Genomic DNA, 15,382 nt, shown 5'->3' with positions numbered 1-15,382 from the left:
CTCATCACAACTCCGCGGCTCCGAATGTGTCACAGGATTCCATCTGACCGCTTTCATAGCCCTTGGCGAACCACGAAGAACGTTGCGCCGAAGTGCCGTGGGTAAAGGTGTGGGGTTGTGGCACCCGGCCTGCGCGTTTTTGCAGATAATCATCGCCGATCCGCTTTGCCGCGTTCAGGGCCTCGTCCACGTCGCCGGGTTCCAGCATGCCTTGGACGGATTGCGCCCAGACCCCCGACAGGCAGTCTGCCTGCAATTCCAGCCGCACGGTCAGCGCATTGGCTTCGCGTTCGGACGCGGACTGGCGCATCTGGTTGACCTTGCCGAGGATGCCAAGTTCGTTCTGCACATGATGCGCCACCTCGTGGGCGATCACGTAGGCTGCGGCGAAATCGCCTTTGGCACCCAGCTGTTGCTCGAGCGTGGCGAAGAAATCGGTGTCCAGATAGGCCTTGTTGTCCGCCGGGCAGTAGAACGGGCCGGTCGCGCCGCTGGCGCCCCCACATTGGGACTGGGTCACACCCGAATACAGCACCATCACCGGCGGTGTATAATCTTTCCCCACCTGTTCCGGAAAGATCCGCTCCCAGACAGTTTCGGTTGTGGCCAGCACTTGGGCCGAAAATTCCGCCGCGCGTTCTTCGCCTGCGGTGGGTTCGCGCGGGGTGGATTGTTGCTGCGGCAACTGGTTGAGCACCGGCGTGATGTCGATGCCGGTGAAATAGCCGATCGCCAGAACCACCAGCAGTCCGACACCGCCGATCCCGGCCTTGCCTCCGCCGCCCATCCGGCGGCGGTCTTCGATATTGCGGCTGCCCCGTACTCCCCTAAGTCGCATGACGCGTCCCCCTGATCCAACACCCGCCGCGAAGATACACACGCCCGGCCATCGCTGACCCGAGCCGGATTTTATCGCAGCCTCTGTGTTCAATCGCTCAGAGGCCGCAAAGGTTCCCATCGTCGTCGGCCTTCCTGTCATCACCGCGCGCCACGGACCGGCCTGGTGACCCGATCCAGGCCTGCCAGATGCCCGGTTCAGACAACCTGCCCGGGATGGTCCTCGGCCCAGGCATCCAGAAAATCGGCCACATCCTCGCGACCGGCCATCGCAGCGGCGCGGCGCGGCAGGGCGACGCCCTGTTCCAGCGCCAGTTGCAGACAGGCAAGGTAGTCGCGCGTCGCGCGGTCCGGGTTGTTTTCCGAGCCGTGGATGATGGTGCCCAGCAGGGTGCCGCCATAACCATTCACATGGCTCAGATCCGGCCGCAGGCTGAGGAAATACGCCAGAACCTCTGGCAGACCGACCCAGCCCGCGACCTGTACCGGGGTCAGACCTTCGGAATCCGTGCCGTCGTATTCGATGCCCAGCGCCACAAGCCGACGCATGTGGTCCAGCCGGTCCGGCAGGGTCAGTATCTGCCGCAGGATCGTCCGGTACGCCTCGGGCAGCCTGTCCGGATCAATGCAGGCACCCCGGGTGTCCACGCCGTCTGCCGCCTTGGCCAGCAGCTGCTCTTCGCGACTGAGCGGCTGCGCCGCGCCACGCGCCTCGATTGCCACAGCCAGCGCCCGGTTGCCGAACACCCGCGCATAGGCGTAGGCGCTCACGCCCTGGAACAGCCGGGCGGGATCTGCCCCGTTTTCCAGAAGCAGATCGACCATCGCCTGCCCCGATCCGCGCCGCGCCGCCTGATGCAGCGCCGGGATCACCCAGGGCTGTTCTCCTCCCACCGGTGTGGCGTCGAAGTCATCGGCCCGGGCGCCATGCTCCAGCAACAGCCTGACCGCCGCGACATCGTGGAAATCCATCGCCCGCAGCAGGGCATTTGTGCCTTTGGGATCCGCGCCATGCGCCAGCAGCAACCGCAATCCGTCGTGGTGCCCCAGCTCGGTTGCATGATACAGCGACTCGCCGTCGTTCGGGTCAGCGCCCTGCTCCAGAAGCCAGCGCGCCAGTCCCATGTTGTCGCCATGTCCCACAGCACCATAGAGCGCCGAAAGCGTGCTTGCCTCTCCCGGCGTCGCGGCGCAACTGTCGTTCACATCCGCCCCCGCCGCCACCAGTGCCGCGGCCACGCCGATCATGTCGCCCTCAAGCTCCGGCCGCTGCTTGATCCATCTGGAAAACGCCAGATGCAGGATCGGCCGGCGTGGACCAATGGGTTTCACCGCCAGACCGGGATCGCGCGCCAACGCCGCCTCGACACCGGCGCGGTCATAGAGCGCACATTGCAGGCCGAACATGTCCTCGGCAAGATCGGGCATCTGCTCGAGAAGCTGCTCCGCCACCCAGCCATGACCATGATACAGCGCGAGTTTCAGCCGCTGTTGCCGGGCGGCCCGGTCCATGCCGATGGTCTCGGCAGCCAGCTTCATCCGTGGCCAGCTATCAAAAAGATGTTCCCGCGCAATGACATGCAGAAAATCGGCATGCTTTGGCGCATCGGCACGTGCGCCGGGCAGATATGCCGACAGCCGCGCCTGCACACCGGGCGTGCGGGCGGCATGCGCCCTGCTCAGCGCCTTTGCCGCGCGGCGCAGGCTGTCGAGGGTCAGTTCGTCGGGAAAGGCCGGGGATCGGGCCATGTCAGGTTCCTCCTGTCGCTGCCCGAGGATCCGCTGCTGTCCGGGCACAGAAAAAACCGCAACTGGGGTCTTTCAGGTGTTTAGGCAGGTGCAGGGCGCTTTCCGCGGATCAGGTGGCCCCCTGCCCCGGGACCCGCCGCCATCATAGCCGCCCCGGTCGCGCAGGCAAGCCCGCGCAGCACGTTGCGACGCAATGAAATCCGCAGGGACGGATGACCACACCCCGCGACCGCACATATACCGCGCATATCCGGTGGACGCCCCGCGCCGCAGCCCCTAGTTTGGCCCGGAACTCCCGCAAAGAGGCCACCATGTCCGACGCGCCGAAATATCAGGTCCTTGCCCGCAAGTACCGCCCCGAAACCTTTGCCGATCTCGTCGGGCAGGACGCGATGGTGCGCACGCTCAAGAACGCCTTTGCCGCCGACCGGATCGCGCAGGCCTTCATCATGACCGGCATCCGAGGCACCGGCAAGACGACCACGGCCCGGATCATCGCCAAGGGCATGAACTGCATCGGGCCCGACGGCACCGGCGGGCCCACCACCGATCCCTGCGGGCAGTGCGAACACTGCACCGCAATCATGGAAGGCCGCCATGTCGATGTGATCGAGATGGACGCCGCGTCCAATACCGGCGTCGCCAACATCCGCGAGATCATCGATTCCGTGCACTACCGCGCGGCGTCTGCGCGCTACAAGGTCTACATCATCGACGAAGTGCACATGCTCAGCACAGGCGCCTTCAACGCGCTGCTGAAGACGCTCGAGGAACCCCCGGCGCATGTGAAGTTCATCTTTGCCACCACCGAAATCCGCAAGGTGCCGGTGACGGTCCTGTCGCGCTGCCAGCGGTTTGACCTGCGCCGCATCGAACCCGAGGTGATGATCGCCCTGCTGCAACGGATCGCAGGTTCGGAACAGGCGCAGATACACGACGACGCGCTCGCCCTGATCACCCGCGCCGCCGAAGGTTCGGCCCGCGACGCGACCTCGCTGCTGGACCAGGCGATCAGTCACGGCGCCGGCGAGACTACCGCAGAGCAGGTGCGCGCCATGCTGGGTCTCGCCGACCGCGGCCGCGTGATGGATCTTTTCGATCTGATCATGCAGGGCGACGCGGCGGGCGCGCTCAGCGAACTCAGCGCCCAGTACTCGGAAGGCGCGGATCCGATGGCCGTGTTGCGGGATCTGGCCGAGGTCACGCACTGGATCTCGGTGGTGAAGATCACCCCCGAGGCCGCCGAGGACCCCACGATCAGCCCGGACGAGCGCACCCGCGGACAGGCCATGGCGCAGCGTCTGGGCATGCGTCCCCTGACGCGGATGTGGCAGATGCTGCTGAAGGCGCTGGACGAGGTCGCTTCGGCCCCCAATGCGATGATGGCCGCCGAAATGGCGGTGATCCGCCTGACCCACGTCTCTGATCTGCCCTCGCCCGAAGAACTGGTGCGCAAGCTGCAAGGCACCGCACCGCCACCGGGGCCCGGCATTTCCGGTACGGCAGGCGGTGCCGCCCCCGGCGGGCCGGTGGCGCAGGCCATGTCCACGCAGCGGGTCGGCGGTGGCAGTGGCGGCCAGCCGGTACAGGCGCTGGCCCCGGACATCGACGCCGCGCTCGCCCGCTACCCGAGCTTTGAACATGTGGTTGAACTGATCCGCGCCAACCGCGACGTGAAGCTCTTGGTCGATGTGGAAACCGGCGTCAGGCTCGCGGCTTACCAGCCCGGACGGATTGAATTCACGCCCGCCGACAACGCCCCTGCCGACCTGGCCCAGAAGCTGGGTGCCGCCCTGCAACGCTGGAGCGGCAACCGCTGGGCCGTGACCTTGGTCAATGGGTGTGAAACCGCGACAATCGCCGAGAGGCGCGACGCCGCCGATATCGCGCTGCGGGCCCAGGCCCGCGAACATCCGCTGGTCATCGCGGCGTTTGCCGCCTTTCCAAAGGCCAGCATCCGGGACATCCGCAGCCTTGAATCCATTGCAACCGCTGCCCAGGCCGATGCCCTGCCCGAGGTCGAGGATGAGTGGGACCCCTTCGAGGACGGATAACCCGGCACGGGTGGCGAATGCGGCCCGCATCGGTCAACACCTCGCCGTGCGCCCCCTTGTGGCACGCCCCCCCGGCGCGTATCTCTGAACCCGACCCAATGACAGGAGACCGATATGCTCAAGGGACTAGGCGGACTTGGCGACATGGCCAAGATGATGAAGACCGCGCAGGAAATGCAGACCAAGATGACCGCGCTGCAGGAAGAGATGCACAGCATCATGGTCACCGGCGAATCCGGTGCCGGCCTCGTCAAGGCGACCTGCTCGGCCAAGGGTGAACTCAAGGGGCTGGATATCGACCCGTCGATCTTCAACAAGGACGAAAAAGAGGTGGTCGAGGATCTGATCCTGGCCGCGATCAAGGACGCCCAGGGCAAGGCATCGGACCGGGCACAGGCGGAAATGTCGAAACTGACCGAAGCCATGGGCCTGCCGGCCGACATGAAGCTGCCGTTTTGAAACGGCGGCACGCAAAGGGCGGGCGATGTGGTTGCACGGTGACGAACCGTGCCGCCGGTCGTCCGCACCGCCTTTAGAAACCTGACCTGAATGCCCGAGCAAACCGACATCGACGCGCTGATCGGGCTGATGGCCCGCCTGCCGGGCCTGGGCCCACGGTCCGCCCGACGCGCGGTGCTGCACCTGATCCGCAAGCGTGGTCAACTGCTGTCACCGCTGGCGGACCTGATGCAGAGGGTCGCCGAAACCGCACGCGAGTGCCTGAACTGCGGCAACATCGCCACCGGCGATATCTGCGCCATCTGTCAGGACACGGCCCGCGCCAACGGTCTGCTTTGCGTGGTCGAGGATGTGGCCGACCTCTGGGCGATGGAACGCTCGGGCACCTACCGCGGGCGGTATCACGTGCTGGGCGGCACCTTGTCGGCACTGGATGCTGTCGGCCCCGAGGAACTGCGCATTCCCCGGCTGATCGCCCGCATCGACGCCGAGGACATCAGCGAAGTGATCCTGGCGCTGAATGTCACCGTCGACGGCCAGACCACAGCGCATTACATCGCCGACCAGCTCGAAGGCCGCGTTACACTGTCCTCGCTGGCGCAGGGCGTGCCCATCGGCGGTGAGCTGGACTATCTTGACGATGGCACGATCACGGCGGCACTGAACGCGCGCAAGCGGATCGAATAAGGCCCAGGCGACAGAAATGGGCCGGCCGCAACGAAAATGACCCGCAGAAACCTGCGGGCCTTTTTCACTTGTACGACACGGGGCAAGGATCAGCGGCGCGGATCGTCGCTGTCGTCATCCTCGTCCTCGTCGTCGTCATCACCGGCATCCGGAAGGTTGAAGAAGCTGTCCGCATCGGCAAAATCCTTGTCCGAGCGTTTGTCTTCCTCGTCGTCGCTGTCACGCGGATCGGACAGGCTGAAGGTCTCAAGCCCTTCGATCGCCGTCGGCAGACGGGGCTCTTCGCCCATGCCAAGGCTCTGTTCGGTGCTCACCAGCTTGCGGCGCTCGTCATCGCTCAGAACGTCGGCCTTCTTGCTCGCCTTCTGCACCGCGGCATCCAGCTCGGACTGCTTGCACAGACCCAGCGCCACCGGGTCGATCGGCTGGATGTTGGCGATGTTCCAGTGGGTCCGCTCGCGGATCGCCTGGATCGTCGGCTTGGTGGTGCCCACCAGTTTGCCGACCTGTCCGTCACTCAGTTCCGGATGGAATTTCACCAGCCAGAGAATCGAGGCCGGGCGGTCCTGACGCTTGGACAGCGGTGTGTAACGCGGGCCACGGCGTTTTTCCTCGCCCACGGCGGCCGCGTTGTACTTGAGCTTCAGCTTGTAGATCGGGTCTTTTTCGCCCTTGTCGATCTCGCTCTGCTCAAGCTGGTTGTTGGCGATTGGATCGAACCCCTTGACACCGGTCGCGACGTCGCCGTCCGCAATACCCTGCACTTCGAGTTCGTGCATCCCGGTGAAATCCGCAATCTGCTTGAAGGTCAGGGTCGTGTTGTCCACCAGCCAGACGGCGGTGGCGCGTGCCATGATCGGTTTACCCATTCCACATCTCCTTACGCATATCTGCCCGCGCCCATAGCGCGACGCATGTCTTGCCCGACGCAAAGCTTCGCTGTCGCCCGGGGGTCCAGGCGGTTCCGGGCTGGGCCGGAACAGGTTACCGTTGTCGGGGAACTTGGCCGCCTTATAGTCGCGTCAAGCAAAAGAGGAAAGAGAAAATGCGCTGGCTGATCCTGCTGTGCCTGACTGCCACCCTGGCCCGCGCCGAGGGCGAGGCCGCAGGCGACTTTGACTACTATGTGCTCTCGCTCAGCTGGTCACCGAACTGGTGCGCCACCGAGGGCGATGCCCGCCGTTCGCCGCAATGTGACGCCAGCCGGAACCTTGGCTGGGTGCTGCACGGGCTCTGGCCGCAGCACAGTCGCGGCTATCCGTCGTTCTGCCGCAGCGCGGTGCCGCCGCCCTCGCGGGCCATGACCGCCGGGATGGCCGATATCATGGGCACATCCGGCAGCGCCTGGCACCAGTGGAAGAAACACGGCGTCTGTACCGGTCTGGAGGCCGCCAGCTATTTCGCGCTCGCCCGAGAGGCTTTCGGCAGTGTCACCCGCCCCGAGGTGCTTCGCAAGCTCGACAAGCCGGTGACCCTGCCCGCGAGGCTGATCGAAGAGGCTTTTCTCAGGGACAACCCCGACCTGCGTCCCGACATGATCACCATCACCTGCCGCGATGCCCGCATTCAGGAGGCCCGGATCTGCCTGTCCAAAGGTCTGGTGCCCGTGCCCTGCGGGCCGGATGTGGTGCGCGACTGCAAAATGACCGATGCGCTGTTTGATCCGGTGCGCTGATCCCGGTCGCTCACCCGGCGCTGCCGCAAGGGTCCCGCAACAATTCACTTGGCGCGACGCGGCGATCACCGCGGTCCAGCGAGACGGCGTATTTCCTGGCGACAGGCCGCCGGCCCCGGCCCGCGACCTGGCGGAACGGCTCTGCAAAGTGTGATCGGCATCGGCGCATTTCCGTGTTATGCTAGAGGCATAGTCGCCGCAGATCGGTCTGACCATCAGCGCGGCACAGGTCGGATCCGGGTATGACGTTCGCCGCGCCATAGTGGGAGCTTGACTGTGACACAGACTATCGGAAATCCACTGTCATGGACCGCCCGGGCGCTGGGGCGGTCGGGCCATCATCTGGCCGCCGCGGCCCGTGAACTGGGGCGGGATGCCTCCGAGCCCCCGCCCCGCGTGCGCACGCTCAGCATCGAAGACATCCGCGCCTCGCTCGCGGCGGGCTGGGATGATTTCACCGCCTCGCGCAGCGATGTGATGTTCATCGTGCTGATCTATCCGGTGATCGGCCTGCTGCTCATCGGCATGGTCACGCAGCTGTCGATGCTGCCGCTGCTGTTTCCCTTGCTGGCAGGCTTTGCCCTTCTGGGGCCAGTCGCCGCCGTCGGCCTGTACGAAATCAGCCGCCGACGCGAAAAGGGGGAATCGCCCGCATGGTCGGATGCCCTGAGGGTGGTGGAATCGCCGTCTTTCGGGGCGATGCTGGTCATGGCCTTTTACCTCACCGCCTTGTTTGTGGCCTGGATGCTGGTCGCCGCCGCCATTCACAAGCTCACCATGGGTGAAGCCGTGCCCGCAAGTCTGCCGGCCTTTGCCGAGCAGGTTCTGACCACGCCGGGAGGCTGGGCCATGATCGTTCTGGGCTTTGGCGCGGGATTTGTCTTTGCGGTCGTCGCACTGGCGATTTCGGTGGTGTCGTTTCCGCTGCTGCTGGACCGCCATGTCGGCGTGCCGGTGGCCATCGCCACCTCGGTCGAGGTGCTGCGCCGCAATCCGCGCGTGGTGCTGACATGGGGGGCAGTACTGGCGGGCGGCCTGGCTTTGGGAAGCCTGCCGCTGTTGCTGGGCTTGATGATCGTGCTGCCGGTCCTCGGGCATGCAAGCTGGCACTTCTATCGCCGCGCCGTCGAATGATGCGCCGGGGCGGGCAGTGCCAAGCGCACCGCCCGCCCCCGGTTTCAGCGTCGCGTCAACCTATGCTGGGTCAAGGTCGGTCTGAGGTCGCTTCACCCAACCCGCAGCACGATTTTTCCAATATGTTCAGAGCTTTCCATCCGGGCATGCGCCGCCGAAGCCTCGGCCAGCGGGTACTCGGAATCCAGCACCGGCGCGATGCGCCCGGAGGACAGAAGCGGCCAGACGCGCGCCCTCAGGTCGTCGGCGATGCGGGCCTTCGCGAGATCGCTCTGCGGACGCAGGGTGCTGCCGGTGATGGTCAGGCGGCGCATCATCACCTGGGCAAAATTCAGCTCTACCTTGGGTCCGTTCAGAAAGGCGATCTGGACCAGCCGTCCGTCGTCTGAAAGCGCCCTGACATTGCGGGGAAGATAGTCGCCGCCGACCATGTCGAGAATCAGGTTGGCGCCGCCTTCGGCGCGCAGCACCTCGACAAAATCGTTCTCGCGGTAATTGATCGCCTGTTCGGCACCGAGCTCGACGCAGACCCGGCACTTGTCCGCCGACCCGGCAGTGGCAAAAACCCGTGCGCCAAAGTGTTGGGCCAGCTGGATGGCGGTGGTTCCGATTCCGGACGAGCCGCCATGCACCAGAAACCGCTCTCCAGCCTGCAGGTTGCCGCGCAGGAAAACGTTGGTCCAGACGGTAAAGAATGTCTCGGGCAGGCAGGCCGCCTGTTTCAGATCCATCCCGTCCGGCACCGGCAGGCAATGCGCCGCCGGAGTGACCACGTATTCGGCATATCCCCCCCCCGGCAGCAGCGCGCAGACGGAATCGCCCGGAGCAATGCCGTCTACCCCTTCGCCCGTGGCCACGACCTCGCCAGAGGCCTCCAGCCCCGGCAGGTCACTGGCACCGGGCGGCGGCGCGTAGGATCCCGCCCGCTGCAAGGCGTCGGGGCGGTTGACCCCGGCATAGGCAACCCGCAGCAGAACCTGCCCGTGCCCGGGCTGCGGCACGTCCCGCTCGGTGACCTGCAGAACCTCCGGGCCGCCGGGGCGGGTTATCTCAACAGCGCGCATGGTCTTGGTCATTCTTTGCCTTTCTGTTCACTCGGGCCGTCACAGGTCATCGCTGCGATGTCCCGGCAGGTCTCCCGGTGCCGCCTTTGGTGCCTTGACCCTGTCTAGCACCCGGGCGGGCGCTGCGAAAACCCTACTCAGGAAGGGATTGCCGCGCATCCGCGCCTTGATCTTCTCGATCTGCATCACATCGGCAATTCGCCGGTCCAGGAATTCCCAGGTCGCACCATGACCCACCGAATCGTCGCCCAGCCAGTACAGCACGGTCGCCGAATACACCCCGGCGAGCGTTGCACGCTTTGTGTACCAGTTCACATCGTCGGAGGTGTCCCCCAGCGACGTCCAGATCCGGTCCGCCGTCCCCCAGATCAGTCTTGCCCCGTCAGCCGCATGGAGCGGCAGGGCGAACAGGGTGGTGGCGCGGCGCACGGCTTCGCGGTCCCCCGCCAGTTCAAGCCGCAGGCGCACCGCCAGCGTGACTCGGTCACGGAATTTCATGTCACCCATGTCTGTGGCGGCCAGCCGGTCCGCCATCGCATCATCGCCGCGCTTGTGCATGGCGATGGCCAGATCAAGCGCCCCACGCGGATACAGCGCCCGCGCGACAACCGGATCGACACCGCTCTCGGCTATGGCCGCGCGAAAGGTGGCGTCAGACCAGCCATCGAATGGCACGTGGGACAAGGCGGCATCCAGCAGAAGGGTCTCTGTCGGCTCAGACTGCGGTGTCATGAAGGTGCTCCTGTCTTGATCTGCTGCTAATGTACCTAAGCGTTTTTCGGCCATTGACCAGAGTCTGACCAGAGGCGGGGACGCGTACTGTCTCGCGGAGGTCCAGGTTTTTCAGTGGTGGACAAATCTGGTTGAGCTTGCTATATGGCGCCTTCCTGCAAATCCTTGCAACTCAAACTAGAAAGGTGGTGAAAACCACATGCAGGTTAGTGTTCGCGACAACAATGTCGATCAGGCCCTTCGGGCCCTGAAGAAAAAGCTCCAGCGCGAAGGCGTGTTCCGTGAAATGAAGCTCAAGCAGCATTTCGAGAAACCGTCCGAGAAAAAAGCGCGCGAGAAGGCCGAAGCGATCCGCCGTGCCCGCAAGCTGGCACGCAAAAAGGCGCAGCGCGAAGGTATGCTCTAAGAGCATTTTTTGGCACTTTATCGTACGATTTGACGACCCCCGGGCAATTGCTTCCGGGGGTTTGTCGTTTGTGCCGGTCCCAAAAATCTTCAGAAGATTTTTGCCAATTTTTTTGCTGCAAAAAAATTGCGCGTCGCGCCGTGTCAGACCGGCAGCGCGGTTGTCCTGAGCACCGTGCGCAGTGAAAAGCTCGACTGCATCTGGGCCACCCCCGGCAGACGGGTCAGGTATTGGCGATGGATTCGGGCAAAGTCCTCGGTATCCTCCGCGACGATCTTGAGAAGATAGTCCGCCGTGCCCGCCATCAGATGGCACTCCAGCACGTCCGGCACCCGCGCCACCGCCTTCTCGAATGCATCGAGGACTCCGTCAGCCTGTGCGTTGAGCTTGATCTCGACAAAGACGGTTGTGGGCAGGCCCAGCCTGCGTTCGTCCAGCAACGCCACGTAGTCGCGGATATAGCCGCTTTCCTCGAGGCGCTGAACGCGGCGGTGACAGGCCGACGCCGACAGATGCACCGCTTCGGCCAGTTCCGCATTCGACATCCGCCCCCGTTTCTGAAGGGCGCGCAGCACCCGGCGATCGGTTTCATCTAGGCTCACGCGGCGGATCCTCTCGCATTTCACTCCAAAGGCCGAAGATCCTCCGGCTGTTTTCGCTATCACCGCATCAAATCCGCAGAGAAATTGCAAGCGGATAAGCGCAGGCTCGCGCGCAGAGCACAAGGAGAGACCCATGAAAATCGGATGTCCGACAGAGATCAAGCCGCAGGAGTTCCGTGTCGGGATCACTCCCAGCGCAGCACAGGAAGCCGTGGTGCATGGCCACGAGGTGCTGATTCAGGCGAACGCCGGGCATGGTGCCGGCTTTGAGGATCACCACTATGTCGCTGCAGGGGCCCGGATCGTCGAGACTGCAGAAGAGCTTTTCGAAAGCGCCGAGATGGTGGTCAAGGTCAAGGAGCCGCAGGCCGGTGAGCGCCGGATGCTGCGCGAGGGCCAGTTGCTGTTCACCTATCTGCACTTGGCGCCGGATCCGGAGCAGACACGCGACCTTCTGGCCTCGGGAGCAACCTGCATTGCCTATGAAACGGTGACTGACGACCGTGGCGGACTTCCATTGCTGGCGCCGATGTCCGAGGTCGCGGGCAAACTCGCACCGCAGGTCGGGGCCTGGACGCTGCAAAAGGCGAATGGCGGGCGCGGCGTTCTGCTCGGTGGCGTGCCGGGCGTGCTTCCGGCACGGGTCGTGGTGATTGGCGGTGGCGTTGTCGGCACCCAGGCCGCACGGGTGGCGGCCGGAATGGGCGCTTCCGTCACCGTGCTCGACCGGTCGCTGAACCGGATGCGCTACCTGGACGATGTCTACGCCGGCGCTTTCAAGACCGCCTACGCCAGCTCTGCGAACACCGCCGCGCTGGTGGCCGAAGCCGATATGGTGATCGGGGCCGTACTGATTCCCGGGGCAGCGGCACCCAAGCTGGTCAGTCGGGAGCAGTTGTCGACGATGAAGCCCGGTGCCGCAATCGTCGATGTGGCCATTGATCAAGGCGGGTGTTTCGAAACCTCGCGGGCCACCACCCATCAGGACCCGATCTACGATGTCGATGGCATCATGCACTATTGCGTCGCAAACATGCCCGGCGCGGTTGCCCGCACGTCGACCATCGCCCTGGGCAACGCCACCATGCCCTACATGCTGGCGCTCGCGGACAAGGGCTGGCGACAGGCCTGCGCCGACGATCCCCACCTGCTGAACGGCCTGAACGTCCATGCCGGAAAGCTGACCTACTACGCTGTGGGTCGCGCGCTCGGGATGGACGTCACCTCGCCGCAGCTCGTGCTCAAGACCTGACTGCGTCGGTCCGGACAGCGCGCGGTTCGACGGAACTGCCGACGCTGGCTGGCGAAAATGAGGCCCCGCGCCCCGCGCGGGGCCAACACCTCAGCCGGGTTGGTCGTGCCGCAGAATGTCGCCTGTTGTCAGCACCGGTTCGGCCGGCATGTCCGAAGCGTCCAGCATGCCCGCCACCCGTTCCAGCACGGCGACAATCATCGACTGTTCCCAGTCCGGCAGCGCTTCGAATTGCGCGACATATCGCTGCTGAAGCGCGTCCGGGGCCACATCGACCTTGGCACGTCCCGTCCGGGTGATTTCAAGGTCGGTCTGGCGCCGGTCCGCCAGCGACTTGTGACGCTCAAGCAGGCTGAAACCTTCCAGTTTCTTGATCAGCACCGATACCGTCGCCTGCGACACACCCATCCGGGTTGCGATCTCGGTCGGGGTGCTGTGACCCTTTTCCGCGACGATCTGCAACACCCGCAACTGAACCGCGGTCAGCCCGGCGTCGCGCGCAAGATCGCGACCGTAGAGTTCGGTGGCCCGCAGAATGCGGCGCAGCGCAATAAGGCTGGTATCGGTACGATCCATATCGCTCTCATCTTCAGGCCGGGTCAGTTTACGACGGGGCCATGCGATCGCGCAACTCCCCGAAACACTTTGCACTCTTGTTTGATCTAACATCAAAATATTATACAAAACTAAGTACCGCCCCACAAGACCCCGAGATATTTCCCTATTTTTCAGCAAATCATACGGAACCTTCTGCGGCACTGCGGATTATTACTTTGCATGTTGAACTATCAGAAAGAATGAACTACTTAGCCACTCAAAGTAATACATCACCAAGCAATCATCCGAGGTATCCACCGTGCAGACACTGCAAAGCGTAAAGCCCAAGGGCACAGTCACTTTCCGCAAGCCCGTCCGCGAAGACGGGGCGGATATCTGGGAACTGATTCGCGCCTGCAAGCCGCTGGACGAAAACTCGATGTACGCCAACCTGCTGCAGTCCGACCACTTTCGTGACACCTGCGTTGTCGCCGAGATGGACGGCGCGATCATCGGCTGGATCTCGGCCTATCTTCTGCCGCAGGACGCCGAGAGCGTGTTTGTCTGGCAGGTCGCCGTGTCGCAGGACGCGCGCGGCATCGGACTTGGCACCCGCATGCTCGAGGCGCTGATGCGCCGCGATGAGACGGTGGATGCCAAGCGGATGCAGACCACGATCACATTGGACAACGACGCCTCCTGGGCGCTGTTCCGCAAGTTCGCCGCCCAGAGCGGCGCCGACCTGTCGTCCGAGGCGCATTTCACCCGCGACACACACTTTCAGGGTGAGCATGCCACCGAGCACATGGTCACCATCGCGTTCCGAGAGGCGTTGAAGAGCGTCGCCTGACAGGGCACGACGCCCGGCCTCTCCTACCCCAAATCAAAGGAATACCCATATGTCTTCTGAGACACAGAAAACCATTTTCGAAACCCGCGAAAGCCAGGTGCGCAGCTACTGCCGCAGCTTTGACACGGTATTCACCAAGGCGTCGGGCTCGATCATGACCGACGTCGACGGCAAGACCTATATCGACTTTCTCGCCGGCTGTTCGTCACTGAACTATGGCCACAACGACCCGGACATGAAGCAGGCGCTGATCGAGCATATCATGGGTGATGGCATTGCCCACGGCCTGGACATGTACACCGATACCAAGGCGCGGTTCCTGCAGGCATACGAAGACATCATCCTGCGTCCGCGCGGCATGGACTACAAGATCATGCTGACCGGCCCGACCGGCACCAATGCGGTCGAAGCGGCAATCAAGCTGGCCCGCAAGGTCACCGGCCGACGCAATGTGGTGTCCTTCACCAACGGCTTTCACGGCATGACCATGGGCGCGCTGGCGCTGACGGGCAACGCGGGCAAACGCGCCGGCGGCGGCAACGACGGCGCCGGGCTGACCGGTGTGACCCACCTGCCCTATGACCGCGCCTTCGGCGATGACGTCGACACGCTGGAACAGATCCGCATGATGCTGACAAACCCGTCCTCGGGTGTCGACGCGCCCGCAGCGTTCATTTTTGAACCGATTCAGGGCGAAGGCGGCCTGAACGCCGCGTCCAGCGACTGGATCGAAGGTCTGGGCAAGCTGGCGAAAGAAATCGGCGCGCTGGTCATCATCGACGACATCCAGTCCGGTTGCGGCCGGGCCGGCACCTTCTTTGGCTGCGAGGGCATGGACATCCAGCCCGACATGATCACCCAGGCAAAGTCCCTTTCGGGCTTTGGCCTGCCGTTCGCCGCCCTGCTGATCAAACCCGAGCATGACATCTGGAAGCCCGCCGAGCACAACGGCACCTTCCGCGGCAACACCCACGCCTTTGTCACCGCACGCGTCGCGCTGGAAAAGTTCTGGAAAGATGACAGCTTTCAGCAGGCCCTGGCCGACAAGGCTCTGATCCTCACCGCCGGCCTTCAGGCCGTTGCTGACGAAGTCGACGGAGCGGTGCTCAAGGGGCGCGGGTTGATGCAGGGGGTCGATGTCGGTTCGGGCGAGCTTGCCTCGGACATCTGCGCGCGCTGTTTCGAGGCCGGACTGATCATCGAGACGTCGGGCGCCCATGACGAAGTCGTCAAGGTGCTTGCCCCTCTCACCACGCCGACAGCGACGTTCCAGAAAGGGCTCGAGATCCTGCTCGACGCCACCCGGAGCGCCACGGCACAACACAAGATTGCAGCGGAGTAACC

Annotated in this window: 16 protein-coding genes; 9 read left to right on the top strand and 7 right to left on the bottom strand. The window is 64.2% G+C overall.

Going from position 1 to position 15,382, the window contains the following annotated elements; translation table 11 throughout:
- Window positions 1–4: 4 nt before the first annotated feature.
- The gene (gene ypfJ / locus FOY53_RS06440; RefSeq protein ID WP_146586914.1) at window positions 5–838 is read right to left on the bottom strand and encodes a KPN_02809 family neutral zinc metallopeptidase; all 834 of its coding nucleotides are present in this window, start codon (window positions 836–838) and stop codon (window positions 5–7) included.
- 197 nt (window positions 839–1,035) lie between these two features.
- A complete protein-coding gene (locus tag FOY53_RS06435) occupies window positions 1,036–2,586 on the bottom strand; it encodes an ankyrin repeat domain-containing protein (protein WP_146586911.1) in 1,551 nt (516 codons plus the stop codon).
- A 311-nt stretch (window positions 2,587–2,897) separates the two neighbouring features.
- Here FOY53_RS06435 and FOY53_RS06430 point away from each other — a divergent pair, with 311 nt between their 5' ends.
- From FOY53_RS06430 to recR, 3 genes are all read left to right on the top strand, one after another.
- Window positions 2,898–4,640: a DNA polymerase III subunit gamma/tau gene (locus tag FOY53_RS06430; RefSeq protein WP_246107306.1), complete on the top strand. Its 1,743-nt coding sequence runs from the start codon at window positions 2,898–2,900 to the stop codon at window positions 4,638–4,640.
- 114 nt (window positions 4,641–4,754) lie between these two features.
- Window positions 4,755–5,099 (top strand): YbaB/EbfC family nucleoid-associated protein, encoded by a 345-nt coding sequence (locus FOY53_RS06425; RefSeq protein ID WP_146586907.1) that lies wholly within the window; start codon window positions 4,755–4,757, stop codon window positions 5,097–5,099.
- Window positions 5,100–5,189: 90 nt separating this feature from the next.
- Window positions 5,190–5,786, top strand: coding sequence for a recombination mediator RecR (gene recR, locus FOY53_RS06420; protein ID WP_146586905.1), 597 nt, complete (start codon window positions 5,190–5,192; stop codon window positions 5,784–5,786).
- An 89-nt stretch (window positions 5,787–5,875) separates the two neighbouring features.
- Here recR and FOY53_RS06415 read toward each other — a convergent pair whose 3' ends face one another.
- Window positions 5,876–6,655, bottom strand: coding sequence for a DUF1013 domain-containing protein (locus FOY53_RS06415; RefSeq protein WP_146586903.1), 780 nt, complete (start codon window positions 6,653–6,655; stop codon window positions 5,876–5,878).
- A 176-nt stretch (window positions 6,656–6,831) separates the two neighbouring features.
- On the opposite strand from FOY53_RS06415, the gene FOY53_RS06410 reads away from it, so the two are divergent.
- A complete protein-coding gene (locus tag FOY53_RS06410; RefSeq protein ID WP_146586901.1) occupies window positions 6,832–7,461 on the top strand; it encodes a ribonuclease T2 family protein in 630 nt (209 codons plus the stop codon).
- 276 nt (window positions 7,462–7,737) lie between these two features.
- Window positions 7,738–8,595, top strand: a complete 858-nt coding sequence (locus FOY53_RS06405; protein WP_146586899.1) for a DUF2189 domain-containing protein — start codon at window positions 7,738–7,740, stop codon at window positions 8,593–8,595.
- 92 nt (window positions 8,596–8,687) lie between these two features.
- Here FOY53_RS06405 and FOY53_RS06400 read toward each other — a convergent pair whose 3' ends face one another.
- A complete protein-coding gene (locus FOY53_RS06400) occupies window positions 8,688–9,671 on the bottom strand; it encodes an NAD(P)H-quinone oxidoreductase (protein ID WP_146586897.1) in 984 nt (327 codons plus the stop codon).
- 27 nt (window positions 9,672–9,698) lie between these two features.
- Window positions 9,699–10,391 carry a COQ9 family protein gene (locus tag FOY53_RS06395; RefSeq protein WP_146586894.1) on the bottom strand — a complete coding sequence of 231 codons (693 nt, stop codon included), beginning with the start codon at window positions 10,389–10,391 and terminating at the stop codon, window positions 9,699–9,701.
- A gap of 199 nt (window positions 10,392–10,590) precedes the next feature.
- Here FOY53_RS06395 and rpsU point away from each other — a divergent pair, with 199 nt between their 5' ends.
- Window positions 10,591–10,797, top strand: a complete 207-nt coding sequence (gene rpsU / locus FOY53_RS06390) for a 30S ribosomal protein S21 (protein ID WP_008207378.1) — start codon at window positions 10,591–10,593, stop codon at window positions 10,795–10,797.
- Between the two features lie 143 nt (window positions 10,798–10,940).
- Here the strand turns inward: rpsU and FOY53_RS06385 are convergent, their stop codons facing one another.
- Window positions 10,941–11,399, bottom strand: coding sequence for an Lrp/AsnC family transcriptional regulator (locus FOY53_RS06385; RefSeq protein WP_146586892.1), 459 nt, complete (start codon window positions 11,397–11,399; stop codon window positions 10,941–10,943).
- Window positions 11,400–11,532: 133 nt separating this feature from the next.
- On the opposite strand from FOY53_RS06385, the gene ald reads away from it, so the two are divergent.
- The gene (ald, locus tag FOY53_RS06380; RefSeq protein ID WP_146586890.1) at window positions 11,533–12,651 is read left to right on the top strand and encodes an alanine dehydrogenase; all 1,119 of its coding nucleotides are present in this window, start codon (window positions 11,533–11,535) and stop codon (window positions 12,649–12,651) included.
- Between the two features lie 90 nt (window positions 12,652–12,741).
- Here ald and FOY53_RS06375 read toward each other — a convergent pair whose 3' ends face one another.
- Window positions 12,742–13,227, bottom strand: a complete 486-nt coding sequence (locus FOY53_RS06375) for a MarR family winged helix-turn-helix transcriptional regulator (protein ID WP_146586888.1) — start codon at window positions 13,225–13,227, stop codon at window positions 12,742–12,744.
- A 280-nt stretch (window positions 13,228–13,507) separates the two neighbouring features.
- On the opposite strand from FOY53_RS06375, the gene ectA reads away from it, so the two are divergent.
- Together ectA and ectB are read left to right on the top strand one after the other, a co-directional pair.
- Window positions 13,508–14,038 (top strand): diaminobutyrate acetyltransferase, encoded by a 531-nt coding sequence (ectA, locus tag FOY53_RS06370; RefSeq protein ID WP_146586885.1) that lies wholly within the window; start codon window positions 13,508–13,510, stop codon window positions 14,036–14,038.
- 49 nt (window positions 14,039–14,087) lie between these two features.
- On the top strand, window positions 14,088–15,380 hold the full coding sequence (gene ectB, locus FOY53_RS06365) for a diaminobutyrate--2-oxoglutarate transaminase (protein ID WP_146586883.1): 1,293 nt from the start codon (window positions 14,088–14,090) through the stop codon (window positions 15,378–15,380).
- Window positions 15,381–15,382: the final 2 nt, after the last annotated feature.

It is taken from the genome of Puniceibacterium confluentis (assembly GCF_007923445.1).
In the GTDB taxonomy this organism is placed as follows: Bacteria; Pseudomonadota; Alphaproteobacteria; order Rhodobacterales; family Rhodobacteraceae; genus Puniceibacterium; species Puniceibacterium confluentis.
Note: the sequence above shows the minus strand (reverse complement) of the source record. Positions and strands in the feature narration are given on the sequence as shown.